Raw genomic sequence first — 15,170 nt, 5'->3', positions numbered from 1 at the left:
GGGCACCTCAACCGGCGACGCGCCCCATCATCTGGTCCGTCAGCGTCTGCAACAGGGTTTTACGCTGTTGCCACAGGTTGTCCAGCTCAGCGTCATAGACCTGCTCATCCATCACCGCGCCGGGGCTGACCTCGCTGGGCGCCTTGCCCAGCAACACGGCGTGCGCCTCGATCCGTTCTTTCAGCGCCTGCTTTTCCTGAGCGGCCAGCCCGCCATCGGCGCGCCATCGTTGCTGCGCCTCCTGCAGATCAGCCAAGGCGTCCACCTTGGCACTCATGGCATCGAAGGCCTGTGGGTTAGCCGCCTGGACATGGTCGACCCAGAACGGCTGTTCGAGCAGATTGTCGCGCAACAGGTCACCGGCCTCCAATGCCTCGACGCGCTTGGCCGCCCCCTCCAGCATCGGCTCGGTCACATCCGGTTCGGCGAAGGTCATGCTGCGTGACTGCCAGGGCAAATCCAGGCGTGCGGCCAGCCGCGTGGCATAAGCCAGATGGATCTCCACTTCGTCAATGCTGCGAACCGCGTTGCCCTCTTCGTCGAACTGGGTGATGACGGCGCCCTCGTCATCGTAGATTGGAAACTTGCGCCCCTGAGAGAGCAATTCGCTGACCCTGGCCCTGGCGATCCGGCTCAGCTCGTCCAGGCGCGAGCGGCCCTTGGCCAGGTCCAGCAGCTCCAGGGTTCGCAACGCGAGGGGTTCGATCGCGCTGGCTTGGTGCACCAGTACCTCGACGCCCATGGCATTGAATAACTGCGCCCCGGCGTCAACGCAGGTGGTGGGGGCGGCAGCCATCTTGAACAGCCGCTCACGCAACACCGTATCGGCCGCCATGGCCTCGAGCATGCGCCAGACTTTGCCGGTCAGTTCCTCTTTGTACCCCTTGGTGCCGGCATCGGATGAGGTGCTGAGCTTGCGCAGCTCATTGAAGAACGGCTCACTGCCTTCGGCCTCTTCGAGGGCATTCCAGGTCTGCTGCTTGTGCAAGAACTGTTCGGGAGTCAGTCCGGTTATCCAATCGATACTGTCCTGCAGGCCCCTGGGTGCTGTGTGGGACGCGGGATCCAGGCCCACCGATTCGATATAGAGGCTGAGTTGGCTGAGCACATCCGGCGCCAGTTGCTCGCGGCTGACCTGCGTCCTGGCCAGGAGCATGGCGCGGTCGGAGCCGGGGGCGACATCGGGGATCTCGCTCAGCGGGTTGGCGCCCAGCTCAAGGATGAACCCAGGCGGTCGGGGCTTGGCGAACAGCCCAAGTGGCCAACCACTGAGTTCACAGCCGGCCAGGTACAACGCACGCAGTTCGGCCATGCGACTGACATCCGGTGCGCGCCCCAGCGGATTGCCCTCCAGGGACAGGGTGTGCAGGCGCGTCATGTTCCTGATGTAGCCTGCCGTGTGCTCGGTCAGTTCGATCTCGTTGTCCGCCATCGACAGGAAATCCAGGTACGGCATCTGTTCAAGGGCGGCAGGCAACTGGGTCAGCTCGTTGTCGTCCAATTCCAGCTCGCGCAACCTGGGGAACTTCGCCAGGAAGCCGACCGACTCATCAGTGAGCTGACAATTGTTCAGCGATAGGCTGGACACATGGTCAAAGTTGCCGGGCAGGCTCGGCAGGGTCTCCAGGTGTTCACCGAGTTCAATCCCCGTCAGCATGATTTTCTGCCCGACGTAGCGATTGCCGGCGTCAAGATCCCGCTCGCCGCTGCGCCGCCAGGCATCGATCAATACCGCTTGGACGTCCTGGCGAATCTGCAACGACGATGCGTCCCTGGGGCCGGTAAATACCCAGGTGCGCAACGTGCTGTCCAACGCCCTGAACTCTGCCTCCAGCGCGCGCAGCCAGCCGTCGTGTTCAAGGTCGCGGTCCTGCAGGTAGCCCTGCAGTTCCGCATCGCTGATGCTGGGGTACAGCGCGCGCACGCGCGCCTTCAGCCCGTCGCCCCGACGGCCGGTGCCACGGCCACTCAATGGGTATCCCAGGCGCTGGCCGGACAATCGCCGCGGCGATCTGAAAAAAGGCAGCGCTTGCGGCTGCATGCCCAAGACCTTGCGCAACGCCTCAGGGGGCAAGGCCTTGGCAGCGATCAAGGCCCTTAACTGCTCGCCCTGCCCCACATGCGGCAGGCCAATCGAAGTGCGATGAGCGTCGGTCAGCGCATGCTGCAACGCGCCGTACAGATCACTGGCGCCATGCAGCCCATTGCCCAGCTCATCGAACGCTTCATAGCGCCCGTCTGCCAGGCGAACCAGAACCTTACGACTGGACGCCGTCAGCTCACCGAAACGGGCGCGCAATGGGCCATGGAACGCCCCTTCACGTACTTCAATACACAGGTCGTCACGCCAGCCTGGGAGGTTTTCCAGGCTGTGCAGCACCAGCGCTTCGGTGTCCGGATTGTCCAGGGCGTCCAGGTACAGGCCTTCGTAGGCGCGTACCAGACGCATGTGCGATTGCGCCTTGCGTGCCTGCTCGGCCAGGCGCAGGGGCAGCCGTTTATGGGTGGCGATAAACGCCAATTCGTCGTCGGTGGAACTCGCCAAGACCTCACCCGCCACTCCCGTGGGAACGCCTTTGAAGTCGCGCTGCACAATCTGGATCGGCAGACTTTTTTGAGGTTGTTGCTCGGTGTACAGGCTGCTGAACAATCGCGTGCGCTGCTCCTTGGCATACAGGGCCAGACGCGCAGTGAGTGTCTCGACCTGGCGCATGCTGTCCGTCACCAACTGCTTGCCCAGCAGGGTCTCACGCTGCGCTCTGTCGAGGTTTTCCACCACGCGGGCCGACAAGCGCCCCTGCATCAGGTCGCGGCGACTGATGCGAATCAGGTCATCGCCCGACGCGCTGGCCGAGCCGTAGCGAGCGACAGCCGGTGTCGGCGCGGCGGTTTCATACACCTCGATCCCTTTGCTGGCGGGCCAACCGTTCAACTCCGTCATCATTGCCGCGGCGTAGCCATACAGCCCGTCCGACAACGCGCCCGCCGCGATCTGCTCGCTGACGCTGACCGCATCCGCATACGCGCGAAATTGCCGGGCGGTGTCGAGCAACACCGCCGGGGTCGGAAGACCGTCGGCATGCACCCTGCGCAATGTATCCTCGTTGACGCCGCAGGCCATGCGTATCTGCTCAAGCTGGGTGTCACTGAAGCCCTCCATCGCCGGGCCCAGGCGGCGCATCAGTGTCGCGCCGGCCCAGGTGCCGGGCTGCTCTGCCTCGTGCACCCAGGCCCCCTGGCCGTTATGCCGCACCCACGGCTGGTAAGCCTCTGTGCGGGTCGGATGCTGGATTCGATAGGTCTCGGGCAGTGGGTCCTGGGCCACCACAAAATGCTCGCCGTCCAGCGGCAGGACGCGTTGACCGTTGTGCAGGTGCAGACCGTCGCGGCTTGGGCCAGAGCCCGGCGCCAGGCTGATGTCACGGGCGTACGGCTTGAGGTCGGGCTTCCACAGGCGCGTCTTGCCATTGGGCAAACGCACCGGTTTCATGTTCTCGATCAGCGGTGACACGGTGAAGTGGAACGCCACCCCTCCCACCACCAGCATCGCCAGGTTCTCCAGCACATCCATGATGTGCGACCAACCGGCTTCGCGGTCGCCCTCGCCCAGTTCAACCGTGCCCTCCAGCACCTCGTATAACAACTGCCCGGCGGTCGCCACCGCCATGACCGCACCCAAGGGCGGAATCGCCATGGACAGCGCGGTCAACACCACACCGCCGACAAAGATCCCGACGTTGAGGTAATGCGCCAAGCGTCTGGAGCGGCTGGCGGCGTCCGTGTCTGCTGTGGAAATGGCCAGCGTGCGGGCGTCGTCGAACACCCGCGTGAGCATGCTTTCGTACAACTCATCCCACAGGTCGACTTCCTGCTAGAGCCCCTTGATGGCATCGGCATTGATGTCCAGATTCGGCCCTTCGATGGGCTCCCGACGGGTGTAGTACGGCTGGCCAAGGATCGACTGCAGCGGTGTCAACACAAGGGAGGGCGCCAGGGTTTTGGCCCAGAAAGCGCCCTGCTCGGAACGTAACCAGCGTGCCAGCCAGGATTCGGAGGGCGCTTTGATCACGGTCTCGGTAAACCGACGGTAGTAGTAGGGACGGTCCTTGTGCGCGATAAAGCGGCTGAAGAAGCGCTGGTAATCAGGCACGCCGGTCTGGGTGCGCAGGCTGCCGCCGAGCGCCGGCCACGCAGTGAGCTGGCGGGTCAGCTCACTGCGAAACGCCGCAAAGGACTCGTAGCGCTTGATCGGGTGTTCCGGGTCGTCCGGGATATACACGATGAACCAGTCCGAATACTGGTGCGCAACGCAGGGATCGATAATCACGCAGCCCTGCAGGTGCAGGTTCATCAGGCAAGGCGTGCGATACCAGACCTGCTTGTCGCCGAGCCGAATATTCTGTTCGCCACTGGCCACGCGCATCAGCAGGGCAAAATCGTCCTCGCCGATATCGCCCTTGAGCAAGGCCAGGTGCGCGGCCGCCTTGAAGTCATCCTTGCGATTGGTGAGGTAGCGGATACGCAGCAGTTGCCGGGCCACTTCGTTGTCCGGGCGCAGGAGCCTGTCCAGGTAGGCCTGGTATTGCGCGCCCAGGTCAAGCCGACGGCACAGTTGGGCAAACTCTTCGATCTTGAGAGGGGTCGAATGCCGGTCGAAATGGCCGCGCGCGTCGGGCAAGGTGATAAAACCCGAGGCTGCGTTGAAAAAGCCGGCCTGGGCTTCCGGTTCCTCAAAATTGTTCAGGGCCGCTTCGAGCAGTGTCAGCGTCTTGGTGCGGTAGCCGTTGGTGCGGCGGCCGAAAGCATCGTCCACCGGCACATACAAACGCAGGCACACCCGATCGACATCCAGCTCGTGGCCAGCGGCCTTCAGCGCTGCGGTGAGCAGCGGGTGGGCGAACGCATTGACCTCCTGAACATTGGCCATCAACTGGTCGAGCTTGTTCTGGGAGTCGCACCGGGCGTTCAGGCTGCGATTGAGTTGCTCACGCTGCTCGGCAGTGGCGGCGGCATACCAGTCGGGGATGGTCGCCGGGGTTTGGCGCAGTGCCGTACGCCGCTGGGGCGCAGCACGGGTGAGGCAGGCTGGGATCGCCTGTTTGATAAGGTCATAGTGCTGCCCCTGATCTCCCGGTACGGGAATATCCGGGGCAGCTGGATGTGGTTCGCTCATGGGTTGATACCTTGGCAGAAGAACAAGGTATCAACCTACTGGGGGCACGCCGGGCTCAGGCCGTAACTATTTAGCCGTTACCCCTCACACGCTTCAGAAGTGCTCGCGCGGGTTGAAGTTGGCCTTTTTCGCCAGCGCCTGCCACAACGCGATGGTCTCGTCGTCCGCCTGCTTGGGCATCACGGCCTTGAGCTGCACGTACAGGAAACCGCGCTCCCCGGCCTTGTTCAGCAAGCCATGGCCCTTGGCACGCATGCGCTGGCCGTTCTGGCTGCCGGCCGGCACCTTGAGGTTGATCTTGCCGGTGAGCGTCGGCACCGCCACTTCCGCACCCAGGGCCAACTCCCAGGGCGCCAGGGGCAAGGTGATCACCAGGTTTTCGCCTTCCACTTCAAACTTGGGGTGCGGCGCAAACTTGACGATCAGGTACAGGTCGCCATTGGCTCCGCCACCAATGCCCGGTGCGCCCTGGCCCTTGAGGCGGATACGCTCACCGTCGGTCACGCCGGCGGGGATCTTCACGTTCAGGCTCTTGGTGGTATTGCTGACGTGTCGGCCCGACGCGTCGTATTGCGGCACCTGGAAGGTGACCTGCTTGGACTCGGTGGACAGTGTCTCCTCCAGGAACACCGAGAGCTGCATCTCCACGTCCTGGCCTTTACGCCCGGCAGGACGACGCTGGCCGCCACCAAAGGCGTCGCCACGGCCACCGAAGATCGAACTGAAGAAGTCAGAAAAATCGCCCGCGTCCTGGCCGCCGCCAAAGCCGCCACGGCTCTGCCAGCCCGGTGGTCCCTGGAACGGCTGGCCATGCTGGCCGTATTTGCGCAGTTCGTCGTACTCGGCGCGTTTGTCGGCGCTTTTAAGCGCTTCATAGGCTTCGGACGCGTCCTTGAACTTGGCTTCGGCGTCTTTTTCCTTGCTTACATCCGGGTGATATTTGCGCGCGAGCTTGCGATAGGCGGCCTTGATTTCCTTGTCATCGGCGCTCGGCTCGACACCCAATATCTTGTAGTAGTCTTTGAAATCCATCGGCTGTTCACCATCCTTAATCGAGATCGCACAGCCCGGGGCACAACGTGCGCTGCTTTGCACCTGTTGAGTGGTGTGGCCTGGGGGTGCGTCGGAGTGTTATCGGCACTTGCCGTATGCACCAGATGTGGGGGCGAATCGCGCCGTTTCAAGCACGATTTAACGGATGGTCGGCCTACGCATCCGCGCTCGACTGACATACACTGCGCGGCCGTTTTTCGACCGGAACCCGATAGACATGAAAAACCCATCCCCAGCCCGTGCCTGCGGCATCGACTTCGGCACGTCCAACTCCACCGTCGGCTGGATCCGCCCCGGCATGGAAACGCTTATTGCGCTGGAGGACGACAAAATCACCTTGCCGTCGGTGGTGTTCTTCAACTTCGAGGAGCGTCGCCCGGTGTACGGGCGCCTGGCGCTGCACGAGTACCTGGAAAACTACGAAGGCCGCTTGATGCGCTCGCTCAAGAGCCTGCTGGGTTCCAAGCTGATCAAGCACGACACCAGCGTACTCGGCACCGCGATGCCGTTCACCGACCTGCTGGCGCTGTTTATCGGCCAGCTCAAGAGCCGCGCCGAAGCCAACGCCGGCCGTGAGTTCGAAGAAGTGGTGCTGGGCCGCCCGGTGTTTTTCGTCGATGACGACCCGATGGCCGACCAGGAAGCCGAAAACACCCTGGTCGACGTGGCGCGCAAGATCGGCTTCAAGGACATCTCGTTCCAGTACGAACCGATTGCCGCGGCCTTCGACTACGAGTCCACCATCGAGAAAGAAGAGCTGGTACTGATCGTCGACATCGGCGGCGGTACGTCGGACTTCTCCCTGGTGCGTCTGTCGCCGGACCGTCGCCACAACGACAACCGCCACGACGACATCCTCGCCACCGGCGGTGTGCACATCGGCGGTACTGACTTCGACAAACAGCTCAGCCTGCAAGGCATGATGCCGCTGTTCGGCTACGGCAGCCGTATGAAAAGTGGCGCCTACATGCCCACCAGTCACCACATGAACCTGGCCACCTGGCACACCATCAACTCGGTGTACTCGCAAAAATCCCAACTGGCCCTGGGCAGCATGCGCTACGACATCGAGGACACCGGCGGCATCGACCGCCTGTTCAAGCTGATCGAACAGCGCGCCGGGCACTGGCTGGCAATGGAAGTGGAAGAGACCAAGATCCAGCTCACCCACGAAGACCACCGCCACGTGGCGCTGGACCGTATCGAAGCGGGCCTGAGCGTCGACCTCAGCCGGGCGTTGTTCGAGTCGTCCATCGATGCCTTGCTCGAACGCGTGCGCGGCAGCGTGACGCAGTTGCTCAACGACGCCTCGGTGAGCGTGGCGCAGGTGGACACGGTGTTCTTTACCGGCGGCTCCAGCGGCATCCCGGCGCTGCGCCACAGCATCTCGGCGATGCTGCCCAATGCGCGGCATGTGGAAGGCAATATCTTCGGCAGTATCGGCAGCGGCCTGGCGATTGAGGCGAGTAAGCGCTACGGCATCTGACAGGCGGTTGCAGTGAGCGGGCTTGTCCAGCGCGAGGCAAGCCCGCTCACTACGACAGCCCAGGCAACCCCGTGCTTAAACCATCCCACCGAGCTTGAGCTCACTCTTCAAGTACGCATAGTAAATCGGCCCCGCCACCACCCCCGGCAAGCCGAATGCGGCTTCAAACACCAGCATCGCCAGCAGCAGCTCCCACGACTTGGCACTGATCTGCCCGCCGACGATGCGCGCATTGAGGAAGTACTCGATCTTGTGGATCACGATCAAATAGCCCAACGCCGCCACGGCCACCCAGATCGACAGCGACAGCGCGACGATGGTGATCAGGGTGTTGGACATCAGGTTGCCGATCACCGGCAACAGGCCGAGCAGGAAGGTCAGCACGATCAGGGTTTTGGTCAGCGGCAGATGGATGCCGCACAACGGCAGCACCACGGCCAGGAACACTGCGGTAAACGCGGTGTTGAGCGCGGCGATTTTGATCTGGGCGAAGACGATGTTGCGAAAGGCCTGGACCAGCAGGTGCAAGCGGTCGAACAGCGCGGCGGCCAGGGGTTTGCGCTTGGTCAGGTCGGGGATGCGCTGCAGGGCAATGATGGCGCCGAGCACCATGCCGATCAGCAGGGTGACGAACATGTGCGCGGCGTCTTTGCCGACCAGTTGCAGTTCGCTCAGGTGCTTGCTCAGCCAATCGCCGATGGCCACGCGGAACTCGGCCGCGCTGGCGGGCAGGTAGGCATCGAGGAACGGCGGTAACTGCCCGCGCGCACGATCGACCACGCCCATGAATTTGTCGAGGGAGGCCCCTGGGTTTTCCGCTTCGTGAAGCAGGAAGCTGATGGCGCCGGCGAAAATCAGGGTCAGCACGCTGACGATCAACGTGCCCAGCAACGCCACTGCCAGCCAGCGGGCGCGGCGGCCTTCGATCAGCCGTTGCAGCTGGGGGGTGAGCATGTTGACCAGTTCAAAGACCAACAGGCCGGCCAGCAGGCTGGGCAACAACTTGAGCGGCAGCACCAGCAGCAGTCCGCCGAAAATGATGATGTAGCTGGCCAGCAACAACACATGACGCTGAGAAAACGTTGGCATACAGCCTCAAAACGAACGGCGTTAAAGGATGGGCAGTCTGCCAGCCTTGAGGGAATCAAGCGAGGGGGGACGTGTTGTGAATGCGATCACGTGTGGCAGGGGGCTTGCCCCGATAGCGATGTGTCAGTTCCGCATGAGCTGGCTGATGCACCGTTACCGGGAGCTTGTCCCCTCTCGCAAGGGGATTGCCCTACTCAGTTGCCCTTGAGGCAGGTGCTCATGAATGTCTTGCGCGCATCACCGGCCAGCGCCTTGGTTTTGGCCGACGCGTTGCAATCCTTCATTTTCTGCTGCTGCGGGGTGAGGGTCTTGGCGTCATTCGCCGCCGGGGCAGACAGGCAGGTTTTCATGAACGCTTTGCGCTCGTCGCCTTTGAGCGTTTTGGTGGTGGCTTGAGCATTGCAGGTGGTCATTTTGGTTTGCTGGGCGGTGGCGGCATAGCCCTGGGCGCACAGCAGCAGGCCCGTCATCAACAACGCAACACGCGACATTTTCATGGCGTTTTCTCCCTGTTACCGCGCCGAGGGGCGCAGCCTATGGGGCAGTGTAGTCAAAGCCTGTTACATCTTCATCCACGACGGATATTCGTCCGCCGATATTGCTCCGGGGTGCAACCGGCATGGCGCTGGAACATGGCGATAAACGCCGAAGCAGTGCTGTAACCCAGGTCGAACGCCACCTGCTGCACGCTATGCGCGCTGTCCAAGGCTTCGATGGCGGCCAGGTAGCGCAGGCGCTGGCGCCATTCGCCGAAGCTCATGCCCAGCTCACGCACAAACTGCCGCGCCAGGGTGCGTTCGCTCACATGCACCTGCCCGGCCCATTGCGCCAGGGGGCGGTTGTCACCGGGGTCGGCCTGCATACCTTCCAATACGCCAAGCAACCCGGCGTGGCGGGCGTAGGGCAAGAAACCATCGTGGATCGGCGCTTGCCGGAGTTGATCGACCAGCACCTGGGCCAGGCGGACATCGGCTTCGCTCTGCGGAATATTCACGTCACGCCGGGCAAAATCGCGCAGGATCGCCTTGAGAATATCGCTGATCGCCAGGGTGCAAGGCTGCTGCGGCAGTTGCTCGCACAGCTCAGGCGCCAGGCCCACCGAGTGGTAGACAATCGCCTGGGCGTTGTAGGAACTGTGCTCGGTGTTCGGCGGGATCCACACCGCGTATTGCGGCGGCGACATGAAGCGCTTGCCTGCCACTTCCATGCGCATCACGCCACTGGCGGAGTAGTCCAGCGAACCCCAACCATGCCGGTGCGGCGTGCACTCGGTGTCCGGGGCGAAGTCGGAATAACGGAAGTACACGGGGCCGGGCAGGCTGTGGAAATCGGCGAGGCGTACGGTGTGTCTGGCCATATTGTCTGGATGCAGAGGTCTGTTGTCTGGATCGCAGTATAGGCTTCGATCCGGACAGGGGATAATCCCGGCTCATCAACACGCCTGGTTTCTTTCGATGCAATACGCGTATCCCCTGCTGGCCATTTTTATCTGGGCCGGTAACACCGTGGTCAACAAACTGGCCGTGGGCTCGATCTTTCCCTCCGAGATCGGCTTTTACCGCTGGCTGCTGGCGGCCTTGCTGTTCACGCCGTTCATGCTCAGGCCAGTGATCGCCCACTGGCCGCAGATTCGCCCGAGCCTGGGCAAAATCTTCGTCCTCGGCGTGCTGGGCATGGCGGTGTACCAGAGCCTGGCGTACTACGCCGCGTCGCTGACCAGCGCCACCAACATGGGCATCATCCTGTCGCTGATGCCGTTGATGGCACTGACGGCGGCGATCATCAGCCTCGGCCAGCGCCTGACCTTCGGCGCCCTCACCGGGGCCGGACTGTCGTTTGCCGGCGTGGCCGTGGTGGTCTCGGCCGGTAGCCTGGGCGCGCTGCTGCAACATGGGGTCAACCTGGGTGACGGCATGATGCTGGTGGCGACACTGGCCTACGCCCTCTACAGCACGCTGCTGAAAAAATGGCAATTGCGCCTGCCGCCGTTGGTGTTGCTGTATTTGCAGATCCTAGTGGCGGTGGTCGTGCTGTTTCCGCTGTTTGTGTGCTCGGCAAAGGCCGGCCTGGGCTGGGCGAATATCCCGTTGGTGTTGTACGCCTGTCTGCTGGCCTCAATGCTGGCGCCGCTGGCCTGGATGCATTCGATCAAAACCCTGGGCCCCAGCCGCACCACGCTGTTCTTTAACCTGCTGCCGTTGGTGACTGCGCTGATTGCGGCGCTGGTCTTGCAGGAAGAGCTGTCGTCATACCATCTGGTGGGTGGTTTGCTGACCTTGGGCGGAGTGATTGTGTCGGAGCGCTGGACCACGCCGGTGCGCCGCCAGGCTTAAACCCCGGCGGCTTTCAAGCGCTGGGCATGTTCGACAAACAGGCGGATCGGCTCGGCCCCCTTACCCACCAGGCCCAGGGACTGATTGACGATGTCGAAATGGTCCAAGGCAAAGTCATCGCCAATCACCGTGCCCAAGTGCGAACTGTAGCGCCCGACCATGCCGTCACAGTGGCCCTTTTCGCGCACGAAGCTGCGGGCGAACAAGCGACAACTGCGATGGGTACCGTCGAACAGGTTGCGCCCACGGTCGGTGATGCCCGGTTGCAACGTGCCGGACCACGAGTAATAGCGCACACCATTGACCAGTTCCGCGCCCTGCCCGCCCCACGTGTCGGGCAGCCCTTGGGGATATAGACGATTGAACGCAGCCACGCCTGCGCTCGTCAGGGAATGGTGCGATGCATGCAGATCCGCCTTAAAGCGCGGCCCGCGATAGCCGGTCTCCAACAGGCCCATTCCCCAGGCAGCCAGGTGGAACAGCGCGCTCATGAGGCGACCCTTGGCGCCGTCGATGGGGTAATGCAGATGAATATGGTCGGCCAGCTCCGAGCCGTGGTTAGGCCCGGCCACCGAGGTGACCGACGCCACCCATTCAGGCCGTTTGGCCGCGGCATAGCGCGCCGTCAGTGCGCCTTGGCTATGACCGATCAGGTTGACCTTTTCGGCACCACTTTCGCGGCGAATCCGCTCGATCTGCACCAGTAACTGCTCGCCGCGGACTTCACTGGCGTCCAGCGGCGCCACCTGCACCGGGAACACCTGCGCCCCCCCTGCCCGCAACGCAGGAACGATGCCATACCAATAGGGAAAAAAGCCCAGGCGCACGAAACCCAGCATGCCGGGCACCAACACCAAGGGATAACGGGTGGCTAACCACTGCGACATGACGCGAACGTCCCTGATCGAGAAAAAGTACGTGCAGCATAGCCGCGCCCCGCGACGCACTCATGACACCTCCCGTCAAATCCGATAAAACTTTTTGCGTTGCCCGGTACTCACAACTTGGAGCGATCACGCCGGCAGAGCGTGGCGCAAAACCGGATTAGCACCAGGAGATTGAGATGACCGAAGCACATTTGACCGACGTTGCGACCCTGCGCGCCCGCGCCCGCCAAAACGTCGAAAACGGCGCCGTCACGGAAGGCTACGATGCCGACCGCGAAGAAATCATCCGCCTGCTCAACACCTCACTGGCGACAGAACTGGTGTGCGTGCTGCGCTACAAGCGTCACTACTTCATGGCCAGCGGCCTGAAAGCCAGCATTGCCGCCGACGAATTCCTGGAACACGCCACCCAGGAAGCCGAACACGCCGACAAACTGGCCGAGCGCATCGTGCAGCTGGGCGGTGAGCCGGAGTTCAACCCGGACCTGCTGTCGAAGAACTCTCACGCCCAGTACGTGGCCGGCAACAGCCTGAAGGAAATGGTCTACGAAGACCTGGTGGCCGAGCGGATCGCAGTGGACAGCTACCGCGAAATCATCCAGTACATCGGCGATAAAGACCCGACCACGCGCCGCCTGTTTGAAGAGATCCTGGCGCAGGAAGAAGAGCACGCGGACGATATGGCCGACATCCTCGAGAGTCTGTAACTCGAGCGTAAAAAAGGGCGACCCCAGGGTCGCCCTCTCTGACAATCTCGACGTTCAACCCTTCACCGTCTTCGGCGCCTTGCCTTCCTTCATCTGTTGCAGCAGCGGCGCGCACTCATTGGGCTCGCCGCCGCTCGGCGCCACCAGCGCCAACAACCCCGCCGCAGGGCCGGCGATTACGCCCAGCGCCACCATGCCTGCACCACGCAGCGCCAGCGGGATGGCTTTGACTCCGGCATTAGGCTTGATGAACGGGCCGTTGACGTACAACGGCGAGCGCAGCGAGAACAGGCGGAAGCCCTTGGACTCAGGGGTGATGGTCAAGTCCAACTGTTCCGTGGCCATGTTCGCGGTGCCATCGATGTAGATGATGGCGTTCTCGGTGTCGAACACAAACAGCCGGGTCGTCGCCAGACCGGTCTTGATGCCGAAGTCGGCCGCCGCGCAGTTGATCTTCACTTCCTTGTCGCCGAACAGTCGGCCCACTACGTAGTTGCCGACGTTGAGCCCGGCGATTTCCATCAGGCCACGGCTGATGGCGCCGTCATTGATCAGCATCTTCAAGTCACCGTTGGAACTGCCCAACAACGCCGCCACGGAGTTGCCGCGCCCGGCGATATCAGCGTCGCCATTGAGCTCGCCGAAGCTGGTTTTCATCGGTTCGAAGGTGGGGAACAGCTGCTTGAGTTTGAAGTTGCGCGCGGTGAGTTTGGCGCGACCTTCCATCGGCGTGATGCGGCCGTTCAAGCGAATCTGCGCATCGAGTTTGCCGCCGGCCACGCCAAAGCGCAGAGGCTCAAGGCTCAGTTCGCCGTCATTGAGCACCAGGTGGGTGTAGAGGTCGGTGAAGGGCAAGTCGGCGCTGTGCACGATGCGTTTGCCGGTGAATTCCACGTCGGCATCCATGTCGCGCCAGCGCTCGGTGCGAAACTCTTCAACCGGCAGCACTTTGGTCGCGGGCTGCTTGCTTTCACCGCCACGGGCTTTTTGCCTGGCGTTGGAATCGGCGCCGATCAAGGGCGCCAGGTCAGTCATCAGCAACTGGTTGGACACCAAATCGCCGCTGAGCTTGGGCCGTGGCTGGCTGGCGAGGTAGGCGAGGTTGCCGTGGATATCGCTGTTGCCGATCTTGCCGTTGAAGTTTTCGTAGCGAAAGGAGGCACCGCCGGCTTGGTGCAAGTTGGCGATCAGGTGACCGTCGGTGGCGTAGGCCGGCGAGTCCGGCAGCGTGACGCCGGTGAGCGGGTACAGGTTGCCCAGGCTGCTGCCGGACAGTTTCAGGCGCAGGTCAAGGGCGCCGAGGTTAAGCGGGTCGGTCAGGGTGCCGGCCAGGGCGATGCTGGTGTCGGCGATCTTCACCTGGGCCTGCATCGGGAATGGCTTGGCCGCGTCCTGCAGGGCCAGCAGGCCGCCGATCTTGCCGCTGCCATCAAGTTTCTTGCCGTGGTACTGGCCTTGGACTTTAAGGCCGAAAGCATAGTCTTGGGGCGCCGAGCCTTTTTCCAGCGCCTTTTTGGCATCGGCATCGCCGACGATTTCCCCGAACGGGATCGGCTTGCCCAGGGGGTCGATGATCACATCGAGCTTGGTCTTGAGCGTTTGGTCATCGAGGGTGACGTGGCCCTTGTCGAAGCCGATGGCACCGATGTCCACCACCCAGTTGGAGGGCTCGGCGTTCGGGTCCTTAGGGTCGAACGTAAAGGTCCAGTTGGCGCGGCCGTCGGCCAGGCGCTGCAATTGCGCACTCGGCTCGGTGAGGTCGATACGCGGGATCACCACGCGCTGCACCAGCAAGGCCAGGGGCGAAATGCGCAGCTCGACCTTTTTGAGCGTGACCATCTGCGGTTGTTTCGACCAGTCGGGGTTACCCAGCGTCAGGTCTTCGGCGATCACATGGGGCCAGGGTACCCAGGCACGCCAACCGCCTTCATCGGGCTCGCGTTGCCACACCACGGCCAGGTTGCCATTGATGGCGAAAGGACGATGCAGTTCTTCGGAAACTTTGGCATTGAGGGGCGGTTTGATGCGGTTCCAGTCAAAGAACACCAGGACCAGCACCACCACGGCGATGAATAGAACGAAGCTGGCGCAGCTCCAAGCGATGATTTTACGAGTGCGCGTCATTGCACAGAACTCCTCAACACGACTAGCTGAACTCCAGCTCATAAGGGTACGACTGGCAAACCGCCTGCGGGTTTAACCCCGCCGCCAATTTAGTCGCAAAAAGCCATTTTTCTGATCATCCAGACAGATTCGATCATCGACGACGCACCATTGTTACCCAGGTTCGTGTCGAAAATACCCACCTCGGTGCAAAACCGCGTGCTTGAGAGGCGCGTGCTAGAGCCCCCGCGACGAACAATCAATTCCGTTGATTATTACCATTGTGTTTATGAACTTTTATATCGACTTATCGAGAGTAGCATTAGCCCCGTACCCACT

11 protein-coding genes are annotated in these 15,170 nt (G+C 62.3%); 3 read left to right on the top strand and 8 right to left on the bottom strand.

Translation table 11 applies throughout. The annotated features are described in order from the left end of the window. Nucleotides 1–7: 7 nt before the first annotated feature. From PSH59_RS02885 to PSH59_RS02875, 3 genes are all read right to left on the bottom strand, one after another. A complete protein-coding gene (locus PSH59_RS02885) occupies nucleotides 8–3,847 on the bottom strand; it encodes an NEL-type E3 ubiquitin ligase domain-containing protein (RefSeq protein WP_305394261.1) in 3,840 nt (1,279 codons plus the stop codon). A gap of 24 nt (nucleotides 3,848–3,871) precedes the next feature. Then, nucleotides 3,872–5,173, bottom strand: coding sequence for a dermonecrotic toxin domain-containing protein (locus PSH59_RS02880; RefSeq protein ID WP_305394260.1), 1,302 nt, complete (start codon nucleotides 5,171–5,173; stop codon nucleotides 3,872–3,874). A gap of 93 nt (nucleotides 5,174–5,266) precedes the next feature. After that, entirely contained in the window at nucleotides 5,267–6,205 is a 939-nt protein-coding gene (locus PSH59_RS02875; protein ID WP_248077540.1) for a DnaJ C-terminal domain-containing protein, read from the bottom strand. Between the two features lie 238 nt (nucleotides 6,206–6,443). On the opposite strand from PSH59_RS02875, the gene PSH59_RS02870 reads away from it, so the two are divergent. Further along, entirely contained in the window at nucleotides 6,444–7,712 is a 1,269-nt protein-coding gene (locus PSH59_RS02870) for an Hsp70 family protein (protein ID WP_248077535.1), read from the top strand. 75 nt (nucleotides 7,713–7,787) lie between these two features. On the opposite strand, the gene PSH59_RS02865 is transcribed toward PSH59_RS02870, so the two are convergent. The 3 genes from PSH59_RS02865 to PSH59_RS02855 form a co-directional block, all read right to left on the bottom strand. After that, nucleotides 7,788–8,801 (bottom strand): AI-2E family transporter, encoded by a 1,014-nt coding sequence (locus PSH59_RS02865; protein WP_305394259.1) that lies wholly within the window; start codon nucleotides 8,799–8,801, stop codon nucleotides 7,788–7,790. 194 nt (nucleotides 8,802–8,995) lie between these two features. Continuing rightward, entirely contained in the window at nucleotides 8,996–9,298 is a 303-nt protein-coding gene (locus PSH59_RS02860; protein ID WP_305394258.1) for a PsiF family protein, read from the bottom strand. Nucleotides 9,299–9,369: 71 nt separating this feature from the next. Then, the gene (locus tag PSH59_RS02855; RefSeq protein WP_305394257.1) at nucleotides 9,370–10,158 is read right to left on the bottom strand and encodes a helix-turn-helix transcriptional regulator; all 789 of its coding nucleotides are present in this window, start codon (nucleotides 10,156–10,158) and stop codon (nucleotides 9,370–9,372) included. 97 nt (nucleotides 10,159–10,255) lie between these two features. Between PSH59_RS02855 and PSH59_RS02850 the strand changes: the two genes are divergently transcribed. Further along, nucleotides 10,256–11,134 carry a DMT family transporter gene (locus PSH59_RS02850; protein ID WP_305394256.1) on the top strand — a complete coding sequence of 293 codons (879 nt, stop codon included), beginning with the start codon at nucleotides 10,256–10,258 and terminating at the stop codon, nucleotides 11,132–11,134. Here the strand turns inward: PSH59_RS02850 and PSH59_RS02845 are convergent. Beyond that, on the bottom strand, nucleotides 11,131–12,021 hold the full coding sequence (locus tag PSH59_RS02845; protein ID WP_305394255.1) for a triacylglycerol lipase: 891 nt from the start codon (nucleotides 12,019–12,021) through the stop codon (nucleotides 11,131–11,133). The two genes, PSH59_RS02850 and PSH59_RS02845, sit on opposite strands and share 4 nt — an antisense overlap. Before the next feature lie 176 nt (nucleotides 12,022–12,197). Here PSH59_RS02845 and PSH59_RS02840 point away from each other — a divergent pair, with 176 nt between their 5' ends. After that, nucleotides 12,198–12,728, top strand: a complete 531-nt coding sequence (locus PSH59_RS02840; protein WP_248077523.1) for a bacterioferritin — start codon at nucleotides 12,198–12,200, stop codon at nucleotides 12,726–12,728. Nucleotides 12,729–12,782: 54 nt separating this feature from the next. Here the strand turns inward: PSH59_RS02840 and PSH59_RS02835 are convergent, their stop codons facing one another. Further along, on the bottom strand, nucleotides 12,783–14,852 hold the full coding sequence (locus PSH59_RS02835; protein WP_305394254.1) for an AsmA family protein: 2,070 nt from the start codon (nucleotides 14,850–14,852) through the stop codon (nucleotides 12,783–12,785). Between the last annotated feature and the right edge of the window lie 318 nt (nucleotides 14,853–15,170).

The organism is Pseudomonas sp. FP2309 (assembly GCF_030687575.1).
In the GTDB taxonomy this organism is placed as follows: domain Bacteria; phylum Pseudomonadota; class Gammaproteobacteria; order Pseudomonadales; family Pseudomonadaceae; genus Aquipseudomonas.
Note: the sequence above shows the minus strand (reverse complement) of the source record. Positions and strands in the feature narration are given on the sequence as shown.

What these genes read in the sequence shown, in the direction of transcription:
- PSH59_RS02880 (WP_305394260.1), bottom strand. Translation starts at nt 5,173, where the DNA reads ATGAGCGAACCACATCCAGCTGCCCCGGATATTCCCGTACCGGGAGAT.
- PSH59_RS02875 (WP_248077540.1), bottom strand. Translation starts at nt 6,205, where the DNA reads ATGGATTTCAAAGACTACTACAAGATATTGGGTGTCGAGCCGAGCGCC.
- PSH59_RS02870 (WP_248077535.1), top strand. Translation starts at nt 6,444, where the DNA reads ATGAAAAACCCATCCCCAGCCCGTGCCTGCGGCATCGACTTCGGCACG.
- PSH59_RS02865 (WP_305394259.1), bottom strand. Translation starts at nt 8,801, where the DNA reads ATGCCAACGTTTTCTCAGCGTCATGTGTTGTTGCTGGCCAGCTACATC.
- PSH59_RS02860 (WP_305394258.1), bottom strand. Translation starts at nt 9,298, where the DNA reads ATGAAAATGTCGCGTGTTGCGTTGTTGATGACGGGCCTGCTGCTGTGC.
- PSH59_RS02855 (WP_305394257.1), bottom strand. Translation starts at nt 10,158, where the DNA reads ATGGCCAGACACACCGTACGCCTCGCCGATTTCCACAGCCTGCCCGGC.
- PSH59_RS02850 (WP_305394256.1), top strand. Translation starts at nt 10,256, where the DNA reads ATGCAATACGCGTATCCCCTGCTGGCCATTTTTATCTGGGCCGGTAAC.
- PSH59_RS02845 (WP_305394255.1), bottom strand. Translation starts at nt 12,021, where the DNA reads ATGTCGCAGTGGTTAGCCACCCGTTATCCCTTGGTGTTGGTGCCCGGC.
- PSH59_RS02840 (WP_248077523.1), top strand. Translation starts at nt 12,198, where the DNA reads ATGACCGAAGCACATTTGACCGACGTTGCGACCCTGCGCGCCCGCGCC.
- PSH59_RS02835 (WP_305394254.1), bottom strand. Translation starts at nt 14,852, where the DNA reads ATGACGCGCACTCGTAAAATCATCGCTTGGAGCTGCGCCAGCTTCGTT.